At 70.0% G+C, this 25,351-nt stretch carries 23 protein-coding genes; 16 read left to right on the top strand and 7 right to left on the bottom strand.

Annotated features, from left to right (window positions below):
* Window positions 1–83: 83 nt before the first annotated feature.
* The 4 genes from IE209_RS13615 to IE209_RS13600 all read left to right on the top strand — a co-directional run bounded on the left by IE209_RS13615 (window position 84) and on the right by IE209_RS13600 (window position 4,520).
* A complete protein-coding gene (locus tag IE209_RS13615; protein WP_189687502.1) occupies window positions 84–1,007 on the top strand; it encodes an SMP-30/gluconolactonase/LRE family protein in 924 nt (307 codons plus the stop codon).
* Window positions 1,004–1,900 (top strand): aldose 1-epimerase, encoded by an 897-nt coding sequence (locus tag IE209_RS13610; protein ID WP_189687501.1) that lies wholly within the window; start codon window positions 1,004–1,006, stop codon window positions 1,898–1,900. The genes IE209_RS13615 and IE209_RS13610 overlap by 4 nt, the downstream gene beginning before the upstream one ends.
* 117 nt (window positions 1,901–2,017) lie before the next feature.
* Complete coding sequence (locus tag IE209_RS13605; protein ID WP_189687500.1) at window positions 2,018–3,124, top strand: 5-methyltetrahydropteroyltriglutamate--homocysteine S-methyltransferase; 1,107 nt, start codon at window positions 2,018–2,020, stop codon at window positions 3,122–3,124.
* A gap of 19 nt (window positions 3,125–3,143) precedes the next feature.
* Window positions 3,144–4,520, top strand: a complete 1,377-nt coding sequence (locus tag IE209_RS13600) for a phospholipase D-like domain-containing protein (protein ID WP_189687499.1) — start codon at window positions 3,144–3,146, stop codon at window positions 4,518–4,520.
* A gap of 180 nt (window positions 4,521–4,700) precedes the next feature.
* On the opposite strand, the gene IE209_RS13595 is transcribed toward IE209_RS13600, so the two are convergent.
* Complete coding sequence (locus IE209_RS13595; protein ID WP_189687498.1) at window positions 4,701–5,537, bottom strand: IclR family transcriptional regulator; 837 nt, start codon at window positions 5,535–5,537, stop codon at window positions 4,701–4,703.
* Window positions 5,538–5,645: 108 nt separating this feature from the next.
* On the opposite strand from IE209_RS13595, the gene IE209_RS13590 reads away from it, so the two are divergent.
* Window positions 5,646–6,665 carry a TRAP transporter substrate-binding protein gene (locus tag IE209_RS13590; RefSeq protein WP_189687497.1) on the top strand — a complete coding sequence of 340 codons (1,020 nt, stop codon included), beginning with the start codon at window positions 5,646–5,648 and terminating at the stop codon, window positions 6,663–6,665.
* A 9-nt stretch (window positions 6,666–6,674) separates the two neighbouring features.
* Window positions 6,675–7,370 carry a hypothetical protein gene (locus tag IE209_RS13585; protein ID WP_189687496.1) on the top strand — a complete coding sequence of 232 codons (696 nt, stop codon included), beginning with the start codon at window positions 6,675–6,677 and terminating at the stop codon, window positions 7,368–7,370.
* A 151-nt stretch (window positions 7,371–7,521) separates the two neighbouring features.
* Here IE209_RS13585 and IE209_RS13580 read toward each other — a convergent pair whose 3' ends face one another.
* The 5 genes from IE209_RS13580 to IE209_RS13560 form a co-directional block, all read right to left on the bottom strand.
* The gene (locus IE209_RS13580; protein WP_189687495.1) at window positions 7,522–8,577 is read right to left on the bottom strand and encodes a sensor domain-containing diguanylate cyclase; all 1,056 of its coding nucleotides are present in this window, start codon (window positions 8,575–8,577) and stop codon (window positions 7,522–7,524) included.
* Window positions 8,578–8,941: 364 nt separating this feature from the next.
* The gene (locus tag IE209_RS13575) at window positions 8,942–9,820 is read right to left on the bottom strand and encodes a carbohydrate ABC transporter permease (RefSeq protein WP_189687494.1); all 879 of its coding nucleotides are present in this window, start codon (window positions 9,818–9,820) and stop codon (window positions 8,942–8,944) included.
* Window positions 9,820–10,719, bottom strand: a complete 900-nt coding sequence (locus IE209_RS13570) for a carbohydrate ABC transporter permease (RefSeq protein WP_189687493.1) — start codon at window positions 10,717–10,719, stop codon at window positions 9,820–9,822. The genes IE209_RS13575 and IE209_RS13570 overlap by 1 nt, the downstream gene beginning before the upstream one ends.
* 67 nt (window positions 10,720–10,786) lie before the next feature.
* On the bottom strand, window positions 10,787–12,121 hold the full coding sequence (locus IE209_RS13565) for an ABC transporter substrate-binding protein (RefSeq protein ID WP_189687492.1): 1,335 nt from the start codon (window positions 12,119–12,121) through the stop codon (window positions 10,787–10,789).
* 30 nt (window positions 12,122–12,151) lie between these two features.
* Window positions 12,152–13,222 carry an ABC transporter ATP-binding protein gene (locus IE209_RS13560; RefSeq protein WP_189687491.1) on the bottom strand — a complete coding sequence of 357 codons (1,071 nt, stop codon included), beginning with the start codon at window positions 13,220–13,222 and terminating at the stop codon, window positions 12,152–12,154.
* A 169-nt stretch (window positions 13,223–13,391) separates the two neighbouring features.
* Between IE209_RS13560 and IE209_RS13555 the strand changes: the two genes are divergently transcribed.
* The 8 genes from IE209_RS13555 (at window position 13,392) to IE209_RS13520 (ending at window position 23,657) form a co-directional block, all read left to right on the top strand.
* Window positions 13,392–14,186, top strand: coding sequence for a FadR/GntR family transcriptional regulator (locus IE209_RS13555; protein ID WP_229882836.1), 795 nt, complete (start codon window positions 13,392–13,394; stop codon window positions 14,184–14,186).
* On the top strand, window positions 14,183–15,199 hold the full coding sequence (denD, locus tag IE209_RS13550; RefSeq protein WP_189687490.1) for a D-erythronate dehydrogenase: 1,017 nt from the start codon (window positions 14,183–14,185) through the stop codon (window positions 15,197–15,199). Before IE209_RS13555 ends, denD begins: the two co-directional genes overlap by 4 nt.
* Complete coding sequence (locus IE209_RS13545) at window positions 15,196–17,079, top strand: IlvD/Edd family dehydratase (RefSeq protein WP_189687489.1); 1,884 nt, start codon at window positions 15,196–15,198, stop codon at window positions 17,077–17,079. The genes denD and IE209_RS13545 overlap by 4 nt, the downstream gene beginning before the upstream one ends.
* 150 nt (window positions 17,080–17,229) lie before the next feature.
* A complete protein-coding gene (locus IE209_RS13540) occupies window positions 17,230–19,188 on the top strand; it encodes a PhoX family protein (RefSeq protein WP_189687488.1) in 1,959 nt (652 codons plus the stop codon).
* 188 nt (window positions 19,189–19,376) lie between these two features.
* Window positions 19,377–20,216, top strand: a complete 840-nt coding sequence (locus IE209_RS13535; protein ID WP_189687487.1) for an SDR family oxidoreductase — start codon at window positions 19,377–19,379, stop codon at window positions 20,214–20,216.
* Window positions 20,217–20,247: 31 nt separating this feature from the next.
* Window positions 20,248–21,414: an acyl-CoA dehydrogenase family protein gene (locus tag IE209_RS13530; protein ID WP_189687486.1), complete on the top strand. Its 1,167-nt coding sequence runs from the start codon at window positions 20,248–20,250 to the stop codon at window positions 21,412–21,414.
* A 63-nt stretch (window positions 21,415–21,477) separates the two neighbouring features.
* On the top strand, window positions 21,478–22,440 hold the full coding sequence (locus IE209_RS13525; RefSeq protein ID WP_189687485.1) for a Bug family tripartite tricarboxylate transporter substrate binding protein: 963 nt from the start codon (window positions 21,478–21,480) through the stop codon (window positions 22,438–22,440).
* A gap of 2 nt (window positions 22,441–22,442) precedes the next feature.
* On the top strand, window positions 22,443–23,657 hold the full coding sequence (locus tag IE209_RS13520) for a CaiB/BaiF CoA transferase family protein (protein ID WP_189687484.1): 1,215 nt from the start codon (window positions 22,443–22,445) through the stop codon (window positions 23,655–23,657).
* Window positions 23,658–23,666: 9 nt separating this feature from the next.
* Here IE209_RS13520 and IE209_RS13515 read toward each other — a convergent pair whose 3' ends face one another.
* A complete protein-coding gene (locus tag IE209_RS13515; protein WP_189687483.1) occupies window positions 23,667–24,491 on the bottom strand; it encodes an IclR family transcriptional regulator in 825 nt (274 codons plus the stop codon).
* 83 nt (window positions 24,492–24,574) lie between these two features.
* Between IE209_RS13515 and IE209_RS13510 the strand changes: the two genes are divergently transcribed.
* Window positions 24,575–24,838, top strand: a complete 264-nt coding sequence (locus tag IE209_RS13510; RefSeq protein ID WP_189687482.1) for a ribbon-helix-helix protein, CopG family — start codon at window positions 24,575–24,577, stop codon at window positions 24,836–24,838.
* 7 nt (window positions 24,839–24,845) lie between these two features.
* A complete protein-coding gene (locus IE209_RS13505; protein ID WP_189687481.1) occupies window positions 24,846–25,331 on the top strand; it encodes a type II toxin-antitoxin system VapC family toxin in 486 nt (161 codons plus the stop codon).
* Window positions 25,332–25,351: the final 20 nt, after the last annotated feature.

Below are 25,351 nucleotides of genomic sequence, written 5' to 3'. Positions count from 1 at the left end.
ATTGCTATCTGTAATTGCAAAAATCATTTCTTTCTAATATGAATGTGCCTTGATACGATCCGCCGCGTCAAGCCCCCACCCCCATGCCTGCCGACGCTCCCATGCCCGACGCGCCACGTCCCCTCTCCGAACCGCACTGCGTCTGGGATGCCGGCGCCCAGCTCGGCGAAGGCGCGCTGTGGTCGTCGCGCACGCAGGCGCTGTGGTGGGTCGATATCCTGGGCCGGCGGCTGCACCGCCTGGCGTGGCCACAGGGCGCGCGCACGCACTGGGACTTCGACCAAGAGGTCTCGGCCGTGGCCGAACGCGCGGACGGCACCGGCCTGCTGCTGGCCCTGCGCCACGGCTTCTTCGCCTTCGATCCCGAGGACGGGCGGCTCACGCCCTTGCACCGGGTCGCGGACGAGCCCGCGCACAACCGCTTCAACGACGGCAAGTGCGATGCCCACGGCCGCTTCTGGGCCGGCAGCATGGACTTCGACTGCGCCGCACCCACGGGCGCGCTGTACCGCTTCGACCCCGACGGCCGCTGCACGCGGCACGACGCGGGATTCGCCGTGACCAACGGCCCGACCTGGTCGCGCGACGGCCGCACCATGCTCTTCAACGACACGGTGCAGGCCCAGGTGCTGGCCTACGACTTCGATGCCGCCACCGGCCGCATCGCCGGGCGCCGGCCCTGGCTGCGCCTGGCCGCCGACGACGGCGTGCCCGACGGCATGTGCACCGACGCCGCCGGCCGCATCTGGATCGCGCACTGGGGCGGCGGCTGCGTGAGCTGCCACGACCCGGACAGCGCGGCCGAGCTCTGCCGCATCCATCTGCCCGCCCGCCAGATCACGAGCTGCGCCTTCGGCGGGCCCGACCTGCGCACGCTGTTCGTCACCAGCGCCGCCACCGGCCTGGACGCCGCGGCCCGCGCCGCGCAGCCGCTGGCCGGTGCCTTGTTCGCCGTCATGCTGGACAGCCCGGGCCTGCCGGCGCATCGTTTCGGAGACAGCACATGAGCCACACCACCGTCTGGCTGCGCCACGCCGGCCAGGAACTCGGCCTCGTGCCCTCGCTCGGTGGTGCGGTCGCGGCCTGGCGCTGCCAGCGGCCGGACGGCAGGCTGCTCGACCTCTGGCGCCCCTGGGATGGCCAGAGCACCGACCTCTACCAGCTGGCCTCGTTCGCCATGCTGCCCTGGTCCAACCGCATCGGCCAGGGCGGCTTCGCGCAGGACGGGCACTGGCACCCCATGCAGCCCAACCGAGCGGGCGAGCCCTACCCCATCCATGGCGACGCCTGGCTGCAGGCCTGGACGCTCGCGCAACCGGCGGCCGACCAGCTGCGCATGGACTTGCGCTCCCGGCACTTCGGCGGCAATCCCTACGACTACGCGGCCACGCAGCACTTCCGCCTGGTGCCGGGCGGGCTGGACCAAAGCGTCGAGGTACGGCACCTGGGCGCCGCGCCGCTGCCCCACGGCCTGGGCCTGCACCCCTGGTTCCCGCGCACGCCGGCCATGGTCGTGCAGGCCGGCGTCGACAGCGTGTGGCTCAGCGGCGACGACCCGATCCCGACCGGCTACACCCGGGACCTGCCGGCCGACTGGGACCTCAACGCCGGCATTCCCGCGCACGGCAGCTTCATCGACAACGGCTACGGCGGCTGGCAGGGCTGGGCCCGCATCGACTGGCCCGAGCATGGACTGCGGCTCACGCTGACCACGCCCGACCCCGCGGCATCCGCGCCCTGTTGCCTGGTGTACCGGCCGGCCCACGGGCCGGCGCTATGCTTCGAGCCGATCACGCACCCCATCGACGCCTTCCACCTGCCCGGCCGCCCGGGCCTGCGCGTGCTCGCGCCGGGCGAGACGCTGCGGCTGCAGGTGCAGTGGCGCATCGAAAACACCTGATCTCTCCAAGCACCCACGGCGCCCCAGGCCATGGCGGGCGCGCACTACACTGCGCCTCCCCGCAAGCACCGCCTGCAGGCCCGGCTTGCGCCATGCACGCCCACCACGGAGGAAACAATGCACCCATTGCCCGCCCGCTACGACCATGTCGGCAGCTTCCTGCGCCCCGCCTATCTGCTCGAGGCCCGTGAACAGAAAGCCAAGGGCCAGATCACGCCCGAGCAGCTGCGCCGGGTCGAAGACCGGGCCATCACCGAGATCGTGCAGTTCCAGCAGGACGTGGGCCTCAAGAGCATCACCGACGGCGAGTTCCGCCGCACCTACTTTCACATCGACTTCCTCGAGCAGCTGGGCGGGGTGAAGACCGACATCCCGGTCACCATCCAAAAGCCCGACGGCAGCGAGGAACTGGCCCCGCCCGTGATGCGCGTGATCGACAAGGTGCGCCACGCCAAGGACATCCAGCTGGCCGACTTTGAGTACCTCAAGAGCCAGGTGGCCGCCGGCAACACGCCCAAGGTGACCATCCCCTCGCCGACCATGCTGCACTTCCGTGGCGGGCGCGGCGGCATCAGCAAGGAGGCCTACCCCGAACTCGAGCCCGACTTCTACGACGACGTGGCCAAGGCCTATGGCGACGAGCTGCGTTCGCTCGCCGCGGCGGGCTGCACCTACGTCCAGATGGACGACACCAACCTGGCCTATCTGTGCGACGAGAAGATGCGCGAGGCCGCGCGCCAGCGTGGCGACGACCCCAACGAGTTGCCGCACCGCTACGCCAGGTTCATCAACAAGGTCGTGGCCCAGAAACCTGCCGGCATGCTGCTGGCCATGCACCTGTGCCGCGGCAACTTCAAGAGCACGCACGCGGCCGCCGGCAACTACGAGCCCGTGGCCGAAGCCCTGCTGAAGGAAATGGACCTGGACGCCTATTTCCTCGAGTACGACGACGACCGCTCGGGCGATTTCCGTCCGCTGCGCTTCCTGCCCAAGGGCAAGACCGTGGTGCTGGGCCTGGTGACCACCAAGTTCGGCGAGATGGAAAGCAAGGACATGCTGAAGCGCCGCATCGACGAGGCCGCACGCTACGCGCCCTTGGAACAGCTCGCGCTGAGCCCGCAGTGCGGCTTCTCGAGCACCGTGCACGGCAACAACATCGCCGTGCAGGCCCAGCGCGACAAGCTGCGCCTGGTGGTCGAGACCGCCCAGGAGGTGTGGGGCTGAACCCGGTCGTGGCGCAGGCGTGGCGCATGCCCTGATCGCCTGGCTGCCCAGCGTCTCGCAGCACCTGCTGTTCGGTGCGCTGGCGGTCCTCGTCTACATCCTGACCAACCGGGCGCGGCGCCAGCCGCGCGCGCCGACCACGGCCATCGCCTGGGTCATGGGCCTGGCGCTGCTGCCCTACCTGGTGCTGCCGCTGTTCCTGCTGTTCGGCCGGCGCAAGCTGCGGCCACTGGGCCGGCCGCGGTTGCGCGGCAGCCGGCCCGCGCGCTTCACGCACTGGGCGGCCGACCTGCTGGACGGTTTCGACCTCGCGCCGCCCAGCGACAACCGTGCGCGCTTCCATGCCGATGGCGCCGCGGCGCGCGAAGCGCTCTGGGCGCTCATCGCCGGCGCCCAGCACCGGCTGGACATCAGCACCTTCATCATCGGCCGCGACGCCTTCGGCGATGCCGTGGTCGAGCGCCTGGCCGAGCGCGCGCGCGCCGGCGTGCAGGTGCGCGTGCTGCTGGACGGCTTCGGCGCGCTGCAGCTGCCGCGCCGGCACTTCGACCGGCTGCGCGCCGCCGGCGGCGAGGTCGCCGTGTTCCGACCCCTGCTGAGCCTGCGCAACAACGGCCCGCGCAACCTGCGCAACCACCGCAAGCTGGCCATCGCCGACGACCACCGGCTGTGGAGCGGCGGGCGCAACCTGGCGGCCGAGTATTTCGAGGGCGATGCCGGCATCGCGGCCTGGACCGACCTGTCCTTCGACATCGAAGGCCCGGTGGCAGGCGCCGCGGCCTGGCAGTTCGAGCGCGACTGGAGCGCCGTGCGCCAGACCCCGCCGCGCACCGTGGCGCCGACTCCGCCCATGGCCCCGGGCGCGCCCGCGCAGTTCCTGCCCAGCGGGCCGGACCAGGCCGAGGACACGGCCCATGCGCTGCTGATCGATGCCTGTTACCGCGCCGAGCAGCGCATCCTGGCGGCCACGCCCTACTTCATTCCCGACGATGCGCTGCGCGACGCCTTGCGCCGCGCCGCGCGCCGCGGCGTGGCCGTGGACATCGTGCTGCCGGCCGAATCCAACCACCGCCTGGCGGACTTCGCGCGCAGCCGCGCCATGCGCGACCTGGCCGAGGCCGGCGTGGTGTTCCACCTGCTGCCCGCCATGTCGCACGCCAAGGCCGTGGTGGTCGACGAACAGCTGGCGCTTGCGGGCTCGATCAACCTGGACCTGCGCAGCCTGCTGCTCAACCACGAGGCCGGCGTGGTGTTCTACGGCGCGGCCGAGATCGGCTGGCTCGCGCAATGGATCGAGGGCCAGCGCGCGCTGGGCCGGCCCTACCAGGCCGAGACGCCGGGGCTGGGCCGCGACATCGCCGAAGGGCTGCTGCTTGCAGTGGCCTTCCAGTTGTAGGCCCATGGGGGGCAGGACCGGGCTGGCGCGTTAAGCTCCCGGCCCCGCCCGCCTGCCCTGCCCATGGAACCCATCAACTGGCTGCTGTTCGCCGTCTTCATCGTCATCGTGGTCTACAAGCTGGCCCGCCAGGTCCTCGACGGCCGCAAGGCGGACAAGACCACCAACCGGCGCTGAGGCTCAGACGGCGCGCCTGCGCCCGGCCGCCTTCTCGGGCACGTTGCCCCAGGTGCCCACGTTGGCCGACTTGAGCAGCGCGGAGGCCTGGCCGGTCGCGGCCAGTTCCGCGCAGGCCGCCAGCAAGGCCGGCCCGAACTGCTGCATGCGCGAGGCCGTGAGCCGCGCCGACGGCCCCGCGACCACCAACACGCCCGTGGCCGGTTCGCCGCGGCGCTGGATCGGCGCAGCCATGGAGCTCATGCCGGGCGCATAGGCCTCGGCGATCACGCTGAAGCCCCGCTTGCGGTGCTCGTCCAGCAGCCTGAGCAGCGCCTTGAACGAGGTCGGCGCGTTGGGCCCGAAGTGCTTGGGCTGGCCCATGCCCTGGCGCGTGACGTAGGCGATGGCCGTGTCCTCGGGCAGCGTCATGAGCCAGGCCTGGCCCGCCGCGCTGCACGACAGCCGCAGGTCGATGCCCATGTCCGGGTCGTACAGCAGGCCCGAGCGCGCCCCCTGGGCCTTGGCCACCAGCGTGAGCCGCTCGCCGTCGACGATGGCCAGGCGCACCAGCTCCTCGGTGGTCTGGGCCAGCCGCTGGATGACGGGCTGGGCGATGTCGACCACGCCCGACTTGGACAAAAAGCTCAGCCCCATGGAGGCCATCTTGGTCGTCAGCGCGTAGTCGCCGCGCTGCGGCAGCTGGCGTACGTAGCCGTAGCGGATCAGCTCCTGCAAGCTGCGGTGGCAGCCGCTGCGCAGCTGGCCCAGCTCGGTTGCGATCTGCGCCAGCGCCACGCCGTCGGGGTGGGCGATCAGGTATTCCAAGATGGCCAGGGACTTCTCTAAGGCGCCGCTCATGCTGTGCTTTCAAGGACTTGCGATGTTCAAAATTTGAACGGCTTCCAAAATTTGGAAACCGTTCAGCATTCTGCAATGATCCGCCCGCTTTTTCGAACGAGGAGACCCATGACCCACCCATCCCCGTCCCGCCGTGCCCTCGTGGCCGGCACCGCTGCGCTGCTGGCCGCCCCCGCCCTTCAGGCCCAGGAGATCCGCGAGCGCCAGCTGCGCTTCGCCTTCAGTCTCGCCAAGGACCACCCGCTGGGGCTGGGCGCGCAGAAGTTCGCCGACAGCGTGGCCCAGCGCAGCGGCGGCAAGCTGCGCGTGAACCTGTTCCCCGGCGCGGTGCTGGGCAGCGACATGCAGAACCTGTCGGCCGTGCGCGGCGGCACGCTGGACTTCACGTCCATGGCCACCGGCATCGTGGCCTCGCTGGACAAGCGCTTCATGCTGTTCGACCTGCCCTTTCTGTTCAACACGCCGCAGGAGGCCTATGCGGTCGCCGACGGCCCCGTCGGCACGCAGCTGCAGGCCGATCTGGCCCCGCACGGCATCGTGGGCCTGGGCATCTGGGACCTGGGGTTCCGCCACATGACCAACAGCAAGCGGCCGATCGCGCGGGCCGAGGACATCGCGGGCCTGAAGATCCGCGTGATCGGCTCGCCGATCTTCCTGGACCTGTTCAGTGCGCTGGGCGCCAACCCCGTGCCCATGACCTTCGGCGAGGTCTACGGTGCGCTGGAGTCGCGCGCCATCGATGGCCAGGACAACCCGCTCGGCGTGATCGAGTCGGCCAAGTTCGCCGAGGTGCAGAAGTACCTGTCGCTGACCCGCCATGTCTACACCGCCATGCCCTTCATGATGGGCAGGAAGACCTGGGACGCCCTCAACGAGGCCGAGCGCAAGGTCATCCGCGAGGCCGCCGACGAGGCCCGACAGTTCGAACGCCAGGCCGTGCAACGCAAAGAGGGCGAATCGATCGATGCGCTCAGGAAGAGCATGCAGGTCAACGAGGTCGGCGCGGCGGAAATCAAGCGGCTGCGCGAGAAGGTGCAGGCCGTGACCGACAAGTTCGGGCGCGAGGTCGGCGAATCGCTCGTGCAGGAGGTCCATGCCGAGCTGGCGCGCCTGCGCGGTGGCCAGTAGGAGCACGCCTTGGCCCTTCTCGGCAAGGCCGCACTGGCCATGTGGTGGGACATGGCCCCCGCCGCGCGCGCAGACTTCGAACACTGGCATGCGCATGAGCATTTCCCCGAGCGGCTCGGCATCCCCGGCTTTCGGCGTGCCTCGCGCTGGCGCGCCGCCGATGGTGGCGAAGGCGTGTTCGTGCTGTATGAGTTGGAAGACCACGGTGTGCTGTCTTCGCCGTCCTATCTGGCACGGCTCAACGCGCCGACGCCCTGGTCGACCCGCCTGATGCCGCAGCACCGGAACATGGTGCGCAGCCAGTGCCGCGTGCTGGAGAGCCGCGGCGGCAGCATGGCCGGGCACGCGCTGACGGTGCGCCTGTCCCCGGCAGCCGGCGGCGAGCAAGGGCTCCGCCAGGCGCTGCGGGCCCTGGCCCCGGAGCTGGCCGCGCAACCCGGCCTGGCCGGCCTGCACCTGCTGCGCCACGAGACGCCCGCCATCGCGCAGACCACCGAACAGAAGCTGCGCGGTGCAGGTGACCGGTATGCGGACTGGGTGCTGCTGGCCTGCGGCTATGACGCGGCCGCTCTCGCCGCGCTGGTCGGCAGCGCGCTGTCCGCCACCCGCCTGGCCGAACTGGGCGCGGCTCCCGGCGCCGTGCATGGCTTGTACACGCTGGCCTACTGCGCGGTGCCCAGCGACGTGGCCGACACGGTGGTCTGACCCGGCACGGCGCGTTGCAAGGCCGGACCGCAGCGCGCCGGCTGACCTGCAGACGGCGTGGGCACCGAAACTCGGCGCAGGGCTGCGCCGGGGAGATCGGTGCGCTCCACTCGCCGGTGCGATGGCCAGACGCTGCCGCGCGGCCGCCAGTTCAGGCCGACAAGGGCGCGCGCCGGCTCGGCGGCCGCAGTTCGACGCGGTTGCGCCCGGCCCGCTTGGCCTGGTAGAGCGCGGCGTCGGCCGCGGCCACCCAGTCGCGCGTGCTCGCGTAGTGCTTCTGCAAGGCCGCGATGCCGATGCTGCTCGTGAAGCGCAGCTCCGCATGGTCGCGGAAGCGGTGGTTCTCGGCTTCGACGCGGATGCGCTGGGCGATCTCCTGGGCCTGCTCCATGTCCGCCCCGCGCAGAAGGATCGCGAACTCGTCGCCACCGTAGCGGCCGGCGCAGTCGCTGGAGCGCACGCAGTCGCGCACGATGCGGCTCAGCGTGCAGATCACGTCGTCGCCCACGGTGTGGCCCAGGCCATCGTTGATCTGCTTGAAGCCGTCGATGTCCAGCATCATGAGGCAGGCTGGCTCGCCGATCTCTGCGTGGCGCCGCTGCGCCTCGCGCACCTGCTGCTCCCAGTAGGCACGGCCGTACAGCCCCGTCAGCGGATCGATGCGGCCCAGTTCGTCGAGCAATCGGTTCTGGCGCGAGACGCGGCGGATCAGGCGGTAGCTCGACACGCTGACCGACAGCGTGTGGATCACCAGCATAGGCAGGCAGGCCAGCACCACGCGCATGCTGCTCTCGGGCATCGCGGGGGCGTTCATCCACCAGGCGGCCAGCACGCCGGCCACCAGCATGCCCGGCAGGGATTGCAGCCACAGCAGGCGGATGCCGGTGGTGATCTTGTCCACCATGGTCAGCGTGACCAGCAGCACGCTGGGCAGCAGGTTGAACTGCATGAGCGGCACGAAGGCGCCGGCGATGGCCGAATCGATGAGCAGGTTGCGCACCTCGGCGCGCTGCGGGTTGCGGCTGCGCCGCGTGAGCCACCAGGCCAGGTGCGGCCAGACGAAGCCGCCGCAGACGACCAGGGCCCAGACCGCTGGCGCAGCGTCGCGTTCGTACAGCACGACCATGGCCACCGCCGCGCCCAGCCCCATGCCGATCACGCGCAACGGGTAGATGAGCCGGGGCAAGCGGTGGAAGTCGTCGGCCATGCGGGACAGTGCGGTGGGGCTCTCCGTGCGAAAGGGGCGCGAAAGTCTATGGCGGCGCCGCCGCCAGGGCGAGCACGAGCCGCCCTGCGGTCCCGGGGAAGCGACGGGCGGTCGGCGGGGGACGCCGCGCCGCCCTGACTCAGAACGTGTGAATGAACCGATCGCGCCCACGACGGGGTGCGGCGGGCCGCAGGCTACAGAAGCGGGCCGCCGCCCGGGCTCGTGCCCGGGCAAGGACTGCAACGCCCGCATGCGGCCTGGCGGGCCCCGGCCCGAAGGGCGAGGCCCCGAGCGCAACGATCATGATGGAAACGGGTGCTCATCGGGGGCCTCGCGTGGGTGTGAGCGGTTCGTTCACACGTTCTCACTCCTTGACCGACCCCGTCATGCCAGACACGTAGTATTCGACGAAGAACGAGTAGATGAAGGCCACCGGCAACGAGCCCAGCAGAGCGCCGGCCATCAGCGGCCCCCACTGGTAGACGTCGCCCTGCACGAGCTCGGTCACCACGCCCACCGGCACGGTCTTGACCTCGGACGAGGAGACGAAGGTCAGGGCGTAGATGAACTCGTTCCACGACAGCGTGAACGCGAAGATGCCGGCGGAGATCAGGCCCGGCACGGCGAGCGGCAGCACCACCTTGACGAGGATCTGCCAGCGCGAGGCGCCGTCGATCAGCGCGCACTCCTCCAGTTCCATGGGGATGGAACGGAAGTAGCCCATGAGCAGCCAGGTGCAGAACGGGATCAGGAAGGTCGGGTAGGTCAGGATCAGCGCCAGCCGCGTGTCGAACAGGCCGAGGTTGAACACCACGTTGGCCAGCGGGATGAACAAAATGGACGGCGGCACCATGTAGGCCAGGAAGATCGACAGGCCCACATGCTTGGAGCCCTTGAAGCGCAGCCGCTCGATCGCATAGGCCGCCAGCACCGACGCCACCAGCGACACGAAGGTGGACACCACCGAGACCAGCACCGTGTTCCACAGCCACTGCGGGTAGGTGGTCTCGAACAGCAGCTTGTGGAAGTGCACGAGCGTGGGCTTGACCACCCAGAACGGGTTGCCCTCGCGCGAGAGCAGCTCCGCATCGGGCTTGATCGAGGTGATCACCATCCAGTAGAACGGGAACAGCAGCACGATCAGAAAGACCAGCAGCGGCAGGTAGACCGTCACCGCCTTGCGCGGGATCGAGTCCAGGTAGGACATGCCGACCGTGTCGACATCGGCGTTGCTGGCGGCCATCAGTCCTTCCCTCCTTGTTGCCAGGCGCGGCGTTGCAAACCGAAGAAGCTGAACAGCACGCAGGCCAGCAGGAACGGCACCATGGCGATGGCGATCGCCGCACCCTCGCCGAGCGCGCCGCCCGAGATCGCGCGCTGGAACGACAGCGTGGCCATCAGGTGCGTGGCGTTGAGCGGCCCGCCGCGCGTGATCACGTAGATGAGCTGGAAGTCGGTGAAGGTGAACAGCACCGAGAAGGTCATGACCACGGCGATGATGGGCGTGAGCAGCGGCAGCGTGACATGGCGGAACTGCTGCCAGCGCGAGGCGCCGTCGATGGCCGAGGCCTCGTAGTACGAGGGCGAGATGGTCTGCAAGCCAGCCAGCAGCGTGATGGCCACGAAGGGCACGCCGCGCCAGACGTTGGCGATGATGACCGCGATGCGCGCGTTCCACTCGTTGCCCAGGAAGTCGATGTAGTGGTCGATCAGCCCCATCTTCACGAGCGCCCAGCTGATGATGGAGAACTGCGAGTCGTAGATCCACCAGAACGCGATGGCCGACAGCACGGTCGGCACGATGTAGGGCAGGAGGATGACGGCGCGGAAGAAGGTCTTGAAGCGGATGTGCTTGTTCAGCAGCAGCGCCAGCCACAGGCCCAGGCCGAACTTCAGGACGCTGGCCACCACCGTGTAGAACAGGGTGTTGAACAGGGCCAGCCGCGTGACCGCGTCGTTCCAGAGGTAGATGTAGTTTTCCAGGCCGATCCAGACGCCGGGCCGGCCCACCTTGGTGTCGGTGAAGCCGAGCCAGGTGCCCAGGCCCAGCGGATAGGTCAGGAACAGCAGCAGCAGCACCGCCGCTGGCAGCATGAACAGGAAGCCGAGACCGTTGCGGCTGTTTTGCAGTCGGGCGAGCATGCAGACCCTAGACAGGAGCCATGGAAGCCCGGCCGGACGCAGGCCCGGCCGGAACGCGGGGAGTTGCCTAGACTTTGTAGTAACGCTCGGCGCGCTTCTGGGCGCGTTCGGCCGCTTCCTTCGGCGTCTTCGAGCCGCTGGCGGCCTCGGCCACCATGTTGGCGACGATGAAGTCGGCGCCGGCACCGGCCGAGGCATAGCCCAGCTTGCCCTCGTAACCGGCCGGCCGCATGTTCTTCACGCAGTCGCGGTACGGCGTGTGCTTGGGGTCGGACGTCCAGATCGCGCAGGACTCGTAGGCCGCCAGCGGCTGGCCGATGTAGCCGCCCGCGCCGATCAGCCAGGCGTCGAACTGCTCGCGCTCCATCATGAAGCGCAGGAACTCCTTGGCCGCATTCGGGAACTTGGTGTACTTCATGACCATCTGGTTGAAGAACAAATGCGACTCGGTCGGCACGCCGGCCGGCCCGATCGGGAACGCGGCGTGGTTGATGTCGGCCGCCATCTCCTTGATCTTGGGATCGGGCGAGTTCTTGGCCGCGTAGTAGATCGAGATGCCGTTGTTGGTGACGCTGATCTGCCCGTCCAGGAAGGCCTTGTTGTTGTTCGGGTCCAGCCAGGACAGCGTGCCCGGGATGAAGGTGGCGTACAACTCCTTGGCGTATTCCAGCGCCTTGAGCGTCTCCGGGCTGTCGATCACGACCTTGTTGTTCTTGTCGACGAGCTTGCCGCCGTGCGACCAGATCAGCCAGTTGGTCCACAGGCTGTCGCCCGTGGCGTTGCCCAGCGCATAGCCGCCCGGCGTTCCCTTTTCCTTGAGCGCCTGGTGCAGCTTGAGGAAGCCGGCGGTGTCCTTGGGGAAGCTGTCGAAGCCGGCGGCCTTCACCAGGCTCTCGCGGTAGACGATCATCGAACCCGAGGCGCCCAGGCCCAGGCCCAGCCAGCGCTTGCCGTCGGGCCGCAGGTACTGCTGCACGGCCGGGTACCAGCCGCCGTACTTCTTGCCCAGGTACTCGGCCAGGTCGGTCACGTCGAGCAGCTTGTCCGGGTACAGGTTGGCGTCGTCGTTGGTCGACAGGATGATGTCGGGCCCGGCACCGGTGTTGGCAGCCACGGCGGCCTTGGGCCGCACATCCTCCCAGCCCTCGTTGTCCACGCGCACCTCGACGCCGGTGGCCTCGGTGAACTTCTTGACGTTGGCCATGTAGGCGTCGATGTCGCCCTGCACGAAGCGGCTCCAGCGCAGCACGCGGAGCTTGGCGCCCTTCTCGGGCGTGAACTTGAGCGTCTGCGAGCGCGCGAACGGCGAGAACAGCACGCCACCGGCGCCGATGGATGCCACGGCGGCCGCGCCGGCCGAGCCCTTGAGAATGCTGCGCCTGCGCCCCTGGAACTCACTCATGACGGTCTCCTTGCGTTGGTCTGGAAATGCTCATGCCACCAGCCGCTGGCCGGTCCCCGCGTCGAACAGATGGGCCCGCGCGAGATCGGGCTGCAGATGGATCAGCGTGCCGGGCGCGAAGTCGTGGCGCTCGCGGAACACGGCCGACAGCTCGGTGCCCTCGTGCCGGCAGGCGACGAAGGTGTCCATGCCCGTGGGCTCCAGCACCGCCACCTTGGACGGGATGCCGGTGTCGCCCAGCGTCAGGTGCTCGGGACGGGTGCCGTAGACCACGCTCTGGCCGTCACGCCCGCCGCTGCCCACCGGGGCCGGCAGCCGCGTGCCGTCGCGCAGCTCGACCTCGGCCGCGCCGCCCGCCTGGCGCAGCGTGCCGGGCAGGAAGTTCATGGCGGGCGAGCCGATGAAGCCCGCCACGAACTGGTTGGCCGGGCGGTCGTACAAGGCCAGGGGGCTGCCGGTCTGCTCGATGCGGCCGTCGCGCATGACGACGATCTTGTCGCCCATGGTCATGGCCTCGATCTGGTCGTGGGTGACGTAGACCGAGGTGGTCTTCAGGCGCTGGTGCAGCTCCTTGATCTCGCTGCGCATGGCCACGCGCAGCTTGGCGTCCAGGTTGGACAATGGCTCGTCGAACAGGAAGACCTGCGGGTCGCGCACGATCGCGCGGCCCATGGCCACGCGCTGACGCTGCCCACCCGAGAGCTGGCGCGGGTAGCGGTCCAGCAGCGGCACCAGGGCCAGGATCTCGGCCGCGCGCTGCACCTTGGTGTCGATGGTGGCCTTGTCGGTCTTGGCCAGCGCCAGCGAGAAGGCCATGTTGTCGCGCACGGTCATGTGCGGGTACAGCGCGTAGTTCTGGAACACCATGGCGATGTCCCGCTCCTTGGGCGGCAGGTCGTTGACGCGCTTGTCGCCGATGCGGATCTCGCCGCCGTTGATCTGTTCCAGCCCCGCGATCATGCGCAGCAGCGTGGACTTGCCGCAGCCCGACGGCCCGACCAGGACGGTGAAGGAACCGTCCTGGATGTCGATGTCCACCCCGTGCAGGATGGGCACATCGCCGAAGTTCTTCTTCACACCCTGGATCGTGACGCTGGCCATGCGCTGCGCTCTGTCGTTGGTTGGGGGACGAGCGCTGGTCGGCGCTCCGAAGCCCGCGCAGTATCCGCAGCTGTGCCGGGGCTTGGCATCAGGGAAATCCGGTAGGCGAAAACCCGGCAATTTGTATGATGACCCGATTACAGTACAGCGCCTTTCCGAGCGCCCGACCGTGCCCATCCGTCTCGCCGTCCCCGCCCCGCCCGCGGTCCAACCCCTGCGGCAGGAGGCGGATCGGCTGTCCGACCGCCTGGCCCAGCGCCTGGCCCGGCAGATCACCACCGGCGCCCTGCAGCCCGGCGAACGCCTGCCCACCGAACAGCAGCTGGCCCAGACCCACGGCGTCTCGCGCACCGTGGTGCGCGAGGCCGTGCACCAGCTCAAGTCGCTCTCGCTGGTGGTCTCGCGCCAGGGCTCGGGCGTGTTCGTGGCGGCGGCGCCTGCGCACCAGCCGCTGGCCTTCGACCCGCGCGTGCTGGGTTCGGTGGAGGCCGTGGTCCATGTGGTCGAAGTGCGCCGCGTGCTCGAAGGCGAGATCGCCGCGCTGGCGGCCGAGCGCGCCACGCGCAGCCAGATCGCCGGCATGCGCCGCCAGCTCAAGGCCATCGACCTGGCCGTGGCCGAAGGCCGCGACGGCGTGGCCGAGGATCTGGGTTTTCACCGTCTGATCGGCGAGGCCACGGGCAACCCGCAGTTCCGGCTGCTGCTGGGCTTTCTCGAACAGTACCTGCGCGAAGGCATGCGCATCACGCGCGGCAACGAAGCGCGCCGCGCCGACTTCATGCAGGCCGTGCAGCTGGAGCACCGCGCCGTGGTCGACGCCATCGCGGCACGCGACCCCGCCACCGCGCGGCGCTGCGCGGTGGACCACATCCTGCACGGCGAACAGCGCCTGGTCGAAGGCGGCGTGATCGCCGGCCGGCGCAAGAAGACTTCCCAACCCCTCTCACAAGGACGACCCACATGAAACTCCTGATCACCGGCGGCGGCGGCTTCGTCGGCGCGCGCCTGGCGCGCACACTGCTGGCCCGCGGACAGCTCGGCGGCCAGACGATCGACCGCATGGTGCTGACCGACATCGCGCCGCCGCCGGCCGACCTGCTCGCCGATGCGCGGGTCGAGGCGCGCACCGGCACGCTGCTCTCGCAGACCACGGCGTTCGAGGGCGAGGACTTCGACGGCGTGTTCCATCTGGCCTCGGCCGTGTCGGGCGAATGCGAGCTCGACTTCGAACTGGGCTTGCGCTCCAACCTGGACAGCACGCGCGCGCTGCTCGACGCGCTGCGCGCACGCACGGCCAAGACCGGCAAGGTGCCGCGTTTCGTGTTCTCCAGCTCGGTGGCGGTGTTCGGGCCCGACCCGTCCTTCGCCTGGCCCGGCACCGTGGCCGACGACACGCTGCCCGCGCCGCAGACCTCCTACGGCACGCACAAGCTCATGTGCGAGTACCTGATCGCCGACTACACGCGCAAGGGCTACCTGGACGGCCGCTCGGCCCGGCTCATGACGGTCACGGTGCGGCCGGGCCGGCCCAACGGCGCGGCCTCGGGCTTCTTCAGCGGCATCATCCGCGAGCCGCTGGCCGGCATCGCGACCACCTGCCCGGTCGATCCGGAGGTCTCGCACCCGATGTCCTCGCCCTCGCAGACCGTGGACGGGCTCATCAAGGTCTACGAGGCCACGCGCGAGCAGCTGAACGGCCGCCTCGCGCTGAACCTGCCGGGCCTGAACGTGCGCGTGGCCGACATGCTGGCCGCGCTCGAGGAAGTGGCCGGCCCCAAGGTGCGCGCGCTGGTGCGCTTCGAGCGCGACGAGCGCATCGCCGGCATCGTGGCCAACTGGCCCAGTGGCGGCACCGCCAAACGGGCCGAGAAACTGGGCTTGCACCCCTATACCAACTTTGCGGAAATCATCCGCGAGTACATCGCCGACTGCCAGGCCGGCCCCAACGCAGCTGAGACTCTCAAGGGATTGCAATGAGCAAGAAGGACGCCACGGTGAAGACGGCCGCGAGCAAGGCCGAGGCCGCGCACGCCACGAAGACGAAGAAGGCCAGCAAGGCGCCGAAAGCGGCCCGCGCCGCGCAGCGGCTGCGCTCGCAGGCCTGGTTCGACAATCCGTCCAACGCCGACATGACGGCGCTCTACATCGAGCGCACCATGAACTTCGGCCTGTCGTTCGAGGAGCTGCAATCGGGCCGGCCCATCATCGGCATCGCCCAGACCGGCTCGGACATCGCGCCCTGCAACCGCCACCACATCGTGCTGGCCGAGCGCGTCAAGGAAGGCATCCGCGATGCGGGCGGCGTGGCCTTCGAGTTCCCCATCCATCCGATCCAGGAGACCTGCAAGCGGCCCACGGCTTCGCTGGACCGCAACCTGCAGTACCTCTCGCTGGTCGAGATCCTGTACGGCTACCCGATCGACGGCTGCGTGCTGACCACGGGCTGCGACAAGACCACGCCGGCCCAGCTCATGGCCGCCGCCACCGTGGACATCCCGGCCATCGCGCTCAATAGCGGCCCGATGCTGAACGGCTGGTTCCAGGGCGAGCGCACGGGTTCGGGCACCATCGTCTGGAAGGCGCGCGAGCTCATGGCCGCCGGCGAGATCGGCTATCCGGAATTCCTGAAGCTGGTGGCCTCCTCGGCACCGTCCACAGGCCATTGCAACACCATGGGCACGGCCTCGACCATGAACGCGCTGGCCGAGGCCCTGGGCATGACGCTGCCGGGCGCGGCCGCCATCCCGGCGCCCTACCGCGATCGCCAGGAGATGGCCTACCTCACGGGCAGGCGCATCGTCGAGATGGTGCGCGAGGACCTGAAGCCCTCGGACATCATGACGCGGGCCGCCTTCGAGAACGCCATCGTCATCAACTCGGCCATCGGCGGCTCGACCAATGCGCCCATCCACCTGAACGCGATCGCCAAGCACATCGGCGTGCCGCTGTCCAACGACGACTGGGAAAAGCACGGCTACAAGGTGCCGCTGCTCGTGAACCTGCAGCCGGCCGGCAAGTACCTGGCCGAGGACTACTACCGCGCCGGCGGCCTGCCGGCCGTGGTGGCCGAATTGATCGCCAAGGACAAGATCCAGCCTGCGATCACGGCCAACGGCAAGACGCTGGTGGAGAACTGCACGGGCCGTTTCAGCACCGACCGCGACGTCATCCTGCCCTACGCCAAGCCGCTCAAGAAGGACGCCGGCTTCCTGAACTTCAAGGGCAACCTGTTCGACTCGGCCATCATGAAGACCAGCGTGATCACGCCCGAGTTCCGCCAGCGCTACCTGGAGAATCCGGCGGACCCCATGGCCTTCGAAGGCCCGGCCGTGGTGTTCGACGGCCCCGAGGACTACCACGCACGCATCGACGACCCCAAGCTCAAGATCACGGGCGAGAGCGTGCTGTTCATGCGCGGTGTGGGCCCCGTGGGCTACCCGGGTGCGGCCGAGGTGGTGAACATGCGCGCGCCGAGCTACCTGCTCAAGAAGGGCGTCACGGCCCTGCCCTGCATCGGCGACGGCCGGCAGTCGGGCACCTCGGGCTCGCCGTCCATCCTGAACGCCTCGCCCGAGGCGGCCACCGGCGGCAACCTGGCGCTGCTCAAGACCGGCGACCGCGTGCGCATCGACCTTCGCAAGCGCCGCGCCGACATGCTCGTGTCCGACGAGGAACTGGCCCGGCGGCGCGCGGCGCTCGAAGCCGCGGGCGGTTACCAGTTCCCGCCGAGCCAGACGCCCTGGCAGGAGATCCAGCGCGCGGTGGTCGGCGAACTGGCCGACGGCATGGTGCTCAAGCCGGCCGTCAAGTACCAGAAGATCCACGCCACCTTCGGCGTGCCGCGCGACAACCATTGAGCGCGCCTGCGGCCGGCGCCGCGCGCGCCGGCCGGCGTCACGGCGCTGTAACAGCACTGTCATCGGTCGATCCTAGGATCGCGGCGCGCAGCATGGCATCCGCCATCGCGTTCCCATCCAAAACAACAGGCTCTTCTGGAGCCCAGACCGATGTCCAACCTCCCCACGACTCCCGCTCCGTCGCGCCGCCGCATGCTTCAGCTGCTGGCCGGCGCTCCCATGCTGCCGCTCGGCACCGGTGGCCTGCTCGCCTCCACGCTGGCCGCCTGCGGCGGCGGTGACGACGACGAACTGCGCTTCGCGTCCGCCCAGTTCACGGGCATGGCCGCGCCGGCCGCCAGCAACCCGGCCGCGCTCGCCACCACCACGGTGGGCTCCAGCCTCAAGGTCAGCTACGCCGACGGCACCAGCACCACCTACCAGCTGGCCTACCAGCCCTTCTTCCTGACCGGCCAGCAGGTGACCAGTACCAGCGGCGCCAACGTGGTCGCAGGCGGCTACTACGACATCAACAACCAGCCCATCATCGACAGGAGCGTCGCCGGCAAGGAGCGCCAGTTCTTCTCCGACTGCCCGGACGGCACCTCGCTGCTGACAGTGGAGGGCGCGCCGGCCAACACGGTGTTCGCCGTGGTCCAGTTCGAGTACACGACGGCCGACCAGTCCGGTGCCAGCGCCTACGGCACGCTGCCCTCGCCGATTGCCGTGCTGACGCTCAAGCAGGACCCGGCCAACGGCCACCTGAGCCTGTCCAAGTACCACAACGTGGACACCTCCAAGGTGCACGGCCTGTGGATCACCTGTGGCGCCAGCCTGTCGCCCTGGGGCACGCACCTGTCCAGCGAAGAGTACGAGCCCGATGCCTTCAACCAGGGCCTGGCCGGCCAGAGCCTGACCACGCTCAAGGCCTACAGCAAGAACGTCTACGGCAACGAGACCAGTGCCAAGGCCTACAACTACGGCCACCTGCCCGAAGTCACGGTCAAGGCCGATGGCACGGCGACGATCAAGAAGCACTTCTGCCTGGGCCGCATCTCGCACGAGCTGATCCACGTGCTGCCCGACGAGCGCACCGCGCTGATGGGCGACGACGCCACCAACGGCGGCTTCTTCATGTTCGTGGCCGACAAGGCCCGCGACCTGTCCGCCGGCACGCTGTACGTGGCCAAGTACCTGGACAAGCTGACCGACACCTCGACCGCGAAGATCCAGTGGATCAAGCTGGGCCATGCCACGAGTCAGGAGATCGAGGACCTCGTGAACGTGGCCAACATCCAGCCCACCGACATCATGGACTCGACGACGACCGACCCGGGCGATGCGAGCTACACCAAGATCGTGCTGAACAAGAAGACCGCCTGGGTGCGTCTGAAGGCCGGCCAGGAGAAGGCCGCCGCGTTCCTCGAGACGCACCGCTACGCGGCGCTCAAGGGCGGCAGCATGGCCTTCACCAAGATGGAAGGCACGACCGCCAACGCCAAGGACAAGGTGGCCTACTCGGCGCTGGCCAACATCCAGGATTCCATGGTCGTCGGTGGCTCGGGCTATGTGGAAGCCCACAACGTGGCGTTTCCCAAGATCACCGCCGGCGGCATCCTCGCGCACGACATGGCCGCGGGCCAGAAGGACAAGGACGGCACCGCGATCAACAGCGAGTGGGTGCCCACGCAATCGCGCCTGCTGCTCAAGGGCGAGGACATCGCGGCCGACAGCCTGGGCAACACCGCCAACCCGGCCAAGATCGCGAGCCCGGACAACCTCAAGTTCTCCGAAAAGCTGCGCACGCTGTTCATCGGCGAGGACAGCGGCAACCACCTGAACAACTTCCTGTGGGCCTACAACGTGGACACCAAGGCGCTGGAGCGCTTGCTGTCGTGCCCGGCCGGCGCCGAATCCACCGGCCTGCACGCGGTGGACGAGATCAACGGCTGGACCTACATCATGAGCAACTTCCAGCACGCCGGCGACGAGTGGAACCGCTTCCCGGCGCTGGACACGGCGCTGAAGAACCAGATCGACGCGCTGATCAACACCAACTACGACAACAAGCACAGCGCCGCCGTCGGCTACCTGACGGCCACGCCGCTGCAGCCCAAGCTGGGCAGCTGAGCCCCTGACGCCCCGCACGGGCCCGGCGGCCGGTCTGTGACGACCAGCCGCCGGGCCCTTTTTGTTTCCGTTGCGCGTTGCCGCAGGGGTTGGCATCCGTGCGGCCAATTCCGTTCTCCGGAATTGGAAGCCGCAGCCGTGCCCGTATCGGCAGAACAATGGCCGCACCACATGCAACGGAAGAGCACATGTACCGCAACGATCTGCTCCAGGGCCAGCGCATCCTCGTGACCGGCGGCGGCACCGGCCTGGGCGCCGCAATGGCGGCCCGCTTCGCCAGCCTGGGCGCGGCCCTGGTGCTGTGCGGCCGGCGCCCCGAGGCGCTGGAGGCCACGGCGCAGCGCCTGCGCGCGGAGTCGGACGCCCAGGTGACCGTGCTGGCCTGCGACATCCGCCAGAGCGAGTCGGTCGAGGCCATGCTGGACGCGGCCTGGCGCGATGGGCCGGTCGACGCCCTGGTCAACAACGCCGCGGCCAACTTCATCGCCCAGACGCACAGGATGTCCGCCCGCGCCATGGACGCCATCCTGGCCACCACGCTGCACGGCACGCTGTACTGCACGCACGGCATGGGCCGACGCTGGATCGATGCGGGGCGCGGCGGCAGCGTGCTGAGCATCCTGTCGACCTCCGTGCGCACGGGGCGGCCGTTCACCGTGCCCTCGGCGATGGCCAAGTCCGCCGTGCTCGCGATGACGCGCAGCCTGGCCATGGAATGGGGCGGGCGCGGCATCCGCCTCGTGGCCATCGAGCCGGGCCCCTTCCCCACGCCGGGCGCGACGCGGCAGCTGCTGCCGGCCGCGCGCGCGGCCGGGCACAGCCCGGGGCTGCGCAACCCGCTGGGCCGCAGCGGCCGGCCCGAGGAGCTGACCAGCCTCGCAGCCTTCCTGCTGTCGGCCGACGCGGCCTACATCAACGGCGAATCCATCGCCATCGACGGCGGCGCCCATCTGCGCACCTCGGGCGCCGAGGACCTCTGCGAATGGAGCGACGCCGACTGGGACGCGCACCGCGCCCAGCGCAGCTGACCCAACACCCCGGACACCGAAGGAGGCACCCATGGAATTCGAGCTCAAGGAAGAGTGGCGCATGCTCAAGGACCTCGTGGCCCGCTTCGTGCGCGAGGAGCTGATCCCGCTGGAGCCCACGCTGCTGCGGCGCGAGACGGAAGGCGGCGGCACCGCGCTGTCGCCCGAGGAAAGCGCGCGCATCGACGGCCGCTCGCGCGAACTGGGTCTGTGGGGCCTGGACGCGCCGCAGGAGATCGGCGGCGCCGACCTGCCCGTGGCCGCCATGGTCGGCGTCAACGAGGAGATCGGGCAGAGCATCGTGCACTACTACCTGCCGCCGGACACGCCCAACCTGCGCCTGCTCATGCTGACGGCCACGCCCGAGCAGAAAAAGCGCTACCTGGAGCCCTATGTGCGTGGCGAGGTGAAGTCGGCCATCGTGATCTCCGAGCCCGGCGCCGGCGGCGACCCCTCGGGCCTGTCCACGCGCGCCGTGCGCGACGGCGACCACTGGGTGCTCAACGGCCGCAAGATCTGGATTTCCAACCTGGAGCGCGCCGACTTCGGCATCGTGATGGCGCGCACCTCGGGCACACCGGGCGCGCGCGGCGGCATCTCGGCCTTCATCGTGGACAAGGGCACGCCGGGCTTCATCCCGGCGCGCAAGATCCCGATGATCGGCGGCGGAACCACCTGGGAAGTGGTGTTCGAAGACTGCCGCATCCCCGCGGGCCAGCTGCTCGGCCAGCTGGACCAGGGCTTCGAGCCCATGCAGGCGCGGCTCGGCGCGCGCCGCGTGCAGATGGCGGCCTGGGCCATCGGCAAGGCCCAGCGCGCGCTGGACATGCTGTGCGCCTATGCGCCGCAGCGCAAGACCTTTGGCCTGCCGCTGTCCGAGCGCCAGGCCATCCAGTGGTGGATTGCCGACGCCGCCACGCGCATCCATGCCACGCGGCTCATGACCTACGAATGCGCCTGGCGCATCGACCGCGGCCTGGACGTGCGCACCCAGACCTCGATGGTCAAGGCCTACGCGACCGAGATGGCCTGGGAGGTGGTCGACCGGGCCATGCAGACCTTCGGCGCCATGGGCATGACCAAGGAGCTGCCGCTGCAGCAGATGGCCAACGACGTACGGCTCATGCGCATCTACGAAGGCCCCACCGAAGTGCACCGCATGGTGGTGGCCCGCAACACGCTCGCGCGCTTCCGCTAGCACCGCTGCGCGATGCGCCGGCCGATGCAGCCGGGCACGCACGATCCACCGCAGGAGACAACCATGCCATTGAGACGACGCGCCCTGGTCACCGCGGCGGCGGCCCTGCCGCTGGTACGCCTGCACGCCGAAGCCTGGCCCAGCCGGCCGATCACCCTGCTCGTGCCTTCCACGGCCGGCGGCGTGGTCGACATCACCGCCCGGCTGTTGCAGCCCGGGCTGCAGGCCGGGATCGGCCAGTCCGTCGTGGTCGACAACCGACCGGGCGGCGGTGGCCACATCGCCGCGCAGGCCGTGGCGCGCGCCGCGCCCGACGGCTACACGCAGCTGTACTCGGCCGGCAGCATCCTGATTTCGGGCGTGGTGCGCAACCTGCCCTACGCGCCCATGAGCGACCTGCTGCCCGTGTGCCGCGTGACCATGGGCGGCTTTCTGCTGCTGGTGCCCGCCCACTCGCCGTTCAAGACACTGGCCGAGCTGATCGCCTTCGGCCGGGCCAACCCGGGCAAGCTCAGCTTCGGCTCCAGCAGCGTGGGCAACTCCACGCACATCGCCGGCGAGATGCTGAACCTGCTGGCCGGCGTGCAGGCCGTGCACGTGCCCTACCGCGGCAACGTGCAGTCGCTCACCGACCTGGCCGGCGGGCGGATCGATTTCGCGTTCGACAGCCGCGCGCCCGCCGCCGTGTTCCTGCGCGCAGGCCAGGTGCGGCCCATCGCCGTGACCAACACCGAGCGCCAGGCCGATTACCCGGACCTGCCGGCCATCGCCGAGCAGGCGCCCGGCTACGGCATCGAGGGCTGGACCGGGCTGTTCGTGCCCAGCCGCACACCGGCCGAGATCGTGCAGCGGCTCGGCGAGGCCGCGCAACGCGCGGTGGCCGACCCTGCCGCAGTGCAGCGCTTCATCACCACCGGCGGCGCGCCGCCGGCCTTCCTGGGCCCGGCCGACGCACTGGCCTACATGCGGCTGGACCACGAGCGCACGGCGCGCGTGGTGAAGCAGGCCAACATCACGGCGGGCTGACCATGACGACGCCTCCGACTGCCCCGCTGGCCGGCCTCAAGGTGCTGGACCTCGGCCAGATCTACCAGGGCCCCTACTGCGGCTTCCTGTTGGCCATGGCCGGCGCCACCGTGGTCAAGGTCGAGCCGCCCGGCGGCGAGGCCGGCCGCGCGCGGCGCGCCGCCACCTTGCCGCTGGCCATGCTCAACGGCAACAAGCGCGGCATCGCGCTGAACTTCAAGCATCCCGAGGGGCGGCGCCTGTTCATGGAACTCGCGCAGCAGTTCGACGTGGTGCTGGAGAACTACGCGCCTGGCGTGATGGACAGGCTGGGCATCGGCGCCGAGGCCTTGCTGGCCGCCAACCCCCGCCTGGTCTATGCCAGCGCCTCGGGCTACGGCAGCTGGGGCGCCGACCGCGACCGGCTGGCCATGGACCTCACGATCCAGGCCACCAGCGGCGCCATGGCGCTGACGGGCTGGCCCGACCGGCCGCCCGTCAAGGCCGGGCCCGCCTTCGCGGACTTCCTGGGCGGCACGCACCTGTACGCGGCCATCATGACCGCGCTGTACGAGCGCGCGCGCACCGGCCGTGGCCGCCGCGTGGAGATCGCCATGCAGGACGCGATGTACCCGCCCATGGCCTCCAACCTCACGGTGTTCTTCGAGAACCCGCAGGCACCGTTGCGCACCGGCAACCGGCATGGCGGCCTGGGGCTGGCACCCTACAACGCCTACCGCGCGGCCGACGGCCACGTGACCATCATGTGCGTGACGCCCGGCCACTGGGGCAACCTGGTGCGGGCCATGGGCCGGCCCGAGCTCGCGGACGACGCGCGCTATGCCGACCATCCCGCGCGCGCGGCCATCATGGACGAGGTCGACGCGCTGGTGGAGGGCTGGACACAGCGCCACACGCGCGCCGAGCTGCAGGCCCTGGCCCAGGCCCACCATTTCCCCTGCGCGCCCGTGCGCGACCTGGCCGAGGTCGTGGCCGATCCGCACCTGCACGCGCGCGGCATGCTGCAGCGCGCGCAGCACCCGGACCTCGGCGAGGTGGTGCTGCACAACAGCCCGCTGCGCTTCGAGGGCCTCGACCCGCTGCCGCTGGTGCGCGAGCCGCGGCTCGGCGAGCACACGGCCGAGGTGCTGGCCGAGTACCTGGGGCTGGATGCGCCCGAGATCGCCCGGCTGGCGGCGTCCGGGGCGCTTGGCGCCGCAGCGCCGAAGGCGGCCTGAACGCAGCGCTCAGGCCAGCGCGCGCCGGATGCGTGCGGCCGTGCGCAGCAGCAGTTCGGCGTACTGCTGCTCGGTCGCACGCTGCCTGTCCTCGGCCGGCGCCCGGTAGCTGATGTTGAGCGCATGCACCGGGTGGCCCGGCAGCACCAGCGGGGCCGCCACCGCCATCACGCCGTTGCGGTGGTCGAAGCCGCAATAGCCGTCGCGCCGCACGGCCGCCAGCGCAGTCGCCAGATCGCGCCGGATGCCGCCCCAGCGCTCTTCGTAGCGCAGCGCGAGCAGGTCCAGCATCTGCCGGCGCGCGGCCGGGGTCTGCCCGCCCAGCCAGGCCCGGCCCAGCGCCGTCTCGGCCATCGGCAGCCGGGTGCCGGCGATGATGTGGCGGAAGATGCCCAGGTGGCTCTTGCGCACGGAGTCCAGGTAGACCACGTCGCAGTCGTCGGCCAGGGCCAGGCCTACGTTGATGCGCTGGCCCTCGGACACCTCGCGCATGAAGGGCAGTGCGGTCTGCAGCACCGTCGAGCCATTGCGCACCGCCAGCCCCAGCCCCAGGAATGGTGCGCCGAGCCGGTACAGACCGGTGGACACCTCGTGGTCCAGAAAGCCCTCGGACACCAGCGTAGCCGCCAGCCGGCTCACGCTGGCGCGCGGAAAACCCGTGCGCTCGGCGAGTTCGGCGTTGCTGAGCGAGGTGATGCCGGGCCGGAACGCGCGCAGCAGCTGCAGGCCGCGTTCCAGCGACCGCACGCCCGGGGTGTCGCGCACGAACACGCCCGACTCGCGCGTGCGGCGCCGCGAGGACGGGGACGAGGCAGCAGGCCTTGGCCGGGGCATCGGGCCATCATACGGACGCCGTCCGTTGACAGGCGATCACTTCGAAAATACGATCGGTATTACGAAGACACCAACCGCCCACCATGACCGTCACGATCAAGCTCGAAGCCACACTGGAGGAGCGTCTGCGCCAGCGCGCCGCCAGCACCGGCCGCAGCACCAGCGATGTCGTGCGCGCGGCGCTGCAAAGCTACCTGGCGCAACCGGAGGCCGAGGCGCCGCGCTCGGCCTATGCCATGGGCGAAGACCTGTTCGGCCGGCACCAGGGCCCGGCCGACCTCGCCCAGGGCCGCAAGCAGCGGGCGGCCGATGCCTGGGCCGCACGCCACGCGCGGCGTGGCGGCTAGCACGCGCATGGTTGCGCGCAAGACCCCGGCGCTCGCCGTACGCGAGCCCTCCGCGCCCTGGCTTGCCCATGCCGGCAGCGTGCTCGTGGACAGCGGACCGCTGATCGCGTTGTTCAACGGCACCGACCGCTGGCACGCGCCGGTGCGCAGCTGGCTGCGGGCCAACCCGGCCGCCAGCCTGGTCACCACCTGGTGCGTGGCCACCGAGGTCTGCGCGCTGCTGGCGCGCCGCATCCACAACGACGCTGCGCTGGACTTCCTGCGCTGGGCGCAGCGCGGCGCGATCGCGCTGGACCGCGCGGCCGAGGGTTCGCTGACCGAGGTGCTGCGCCTGTCCGAGCGTTTCGCCGACCTGCCCTTCGACCTGGCCGATGCGTCGGTCGCCGAGGCCGCCGCGCGGCTGAAGCTGCGCCACATCCTGTCCATCGATGCCGACTTCGACGTCTACCGCGACCGCGCCGGCCGCCCGCTTGTGAACCTGCTGCGGCGCTGACACGTAAACTGCCCCGCCAC

Source organism: Pseudorhodoferax aquiterrae, assembly GCF_014652235.1.
GTDB lineage: Bacteria > Pseudomonadota > Gammaproteobacteria > Burkholderiales > Burkholderiaceae_C > Pseudorhodoferax > Pseudorhodoferax aquiterrae.
Note: the sequence above shows the minus strand (reverse complement) of the source record. Positions and strands in the feature narration are given on the sequence as shown.

Bases quoted from the DNA above. Each gene is read 5' to 3' on its own strand.
- IE209_RS13515 (WP_189687483.1), bottom strand. From the start codon at position 24,491: ATGCCCCGGCCAAGGCCTGCTGCCTCGTCCCCGTCCTCGCGGCGCCGC.
- IE209_RS13525 (WP_189687485.1), top strand. From the start codon at position 21,478: ATGCCATTGAGACGACGCGCCCTGGTCACCGCGGCGGCGGCCCTGCCG.
- IE209_RS13510 (WP_189687482.1), top strand. From the start codon at position 24,575: ATGACCGTCACGATCAAGCTCGAAGCCACACTGGAGGAGCGTCTGCGC.
- IE209_RS13605 (WP_189687500.1), top strand. From the start codon at position 2,018: ATGCACCCATTGCCCGCCCGCTACGACCATGTCGGCAGCTTCCTGCGC.
- IE209_RS13580 (WP_189687495.1), bottom strand. From the start codon at position 8,577: ATGGCCGACGACTTCCACCGCTTGCCCCGGCTCATCTACCCGTTGCGC.
- IE209_RS13610 (WP_189687501.1), top strand. From the start codon at position 1,004: ATGAGCCACACCACCGTCTGGCTGCGCCACGCCGGCCAGGAACTCGGC.
- IE209_RS13540 (WP_189687488.1), top strand. From the start codon at position 17,230: ATGTCCAACCTCCCCACGACTCCCGCTCCGTCGCGCCGCCGCATGCTT.
- IE209_RS13570 (WP_189687493.1), bottom strand. From the start codon at position 10,719: ATGCTCGCCCGACTGCAAAACAGCCGCAACGGTCTCGGCTTCCTGTTC.
- IE209_RS13545 (WP_189687489.1), top strand. From the start codon at position 15,196: ATGAGCAAGAAGGACGCCACGGTGAAGACGGCCGCGAGCAAGGCCGAG.
- IE209_RS13520 (WP_189687484.1), top strand. From the start codon at position 22,443: ATGACGACGCCTCCGACTGCCCCGCTGGCCGGCCTCAAGGTGCTGGAC.
- IE209_RS13505 (WP_189687481.1), top strand. From the start codon at position 24,846: ATGGTTGCGCGCAAGACCCCGGCGCTCGCCGTACGCGAGCCCTCCGCG.
- IE209_RS13560 (WP_189687491.1), bottom strand. From the start codon at position 13,222: ATGGCCAGCGTCACGATCCAGGGTGTGAAGAAGAACTTCGGCGATGTG.
- IE209_RS13565 (WP_189687492.1), bottom strand. From the start codon at position 12,121: ATGAGTGAGTTCCAGGGGCGCAGGCGCAGCATTCTCAAGGGCTCGGCC.
- IE209_RS13575 (WP_189687494.1), bottom strand. From the start codon at position 9,820: ATGGCCGCCAGCAACGCCGATGTCGACACGGTCGGCATGTCCTACCTG.
- IE209_RS13535 (WP_189687487.1), top strand. From the start codon at position 19,377: ATGTACCGCAACGATCTGCTCCAGGGCCAGCGCATCCTCGTGACCGGC.
- denD (WP_189687490.1), top strand. From the start codon at position 14,183: ATGAAACTCCTGATCACCGGCGGCGGCGGCTTCGTCGGCGCGCGCCTG.
- IE209_RS13530 (WP_189687486.1), top strand. From the start codon at position 20,248: ATGGAATTCGAGCTCAAGGAAGAGTGGCGCATGCTCAAGGACCTCGTG.
- IE209_RS13595 (WP_189687498.1), bottom strand. From the start codon at position 5,537: ATGAGCGGCGCCTTAGAGAAGTCCCTGGCCATCTTGGAATACCTGATC.
- IE209_RS13590 (WP_189687497.1), top strand. From the start codon at position 5,646: ATGACCCACCCATCCCCGTCCCGCCGTGCCCTCGTGGCCGGCACCGCT.
- IE209_RS13615 (WP_189687502.1), top strand. From the start codon at position 84: ATGCCTGCCGACGCTCCCATGCCCGACGCGCCACGTCCCCTCTCCGAA.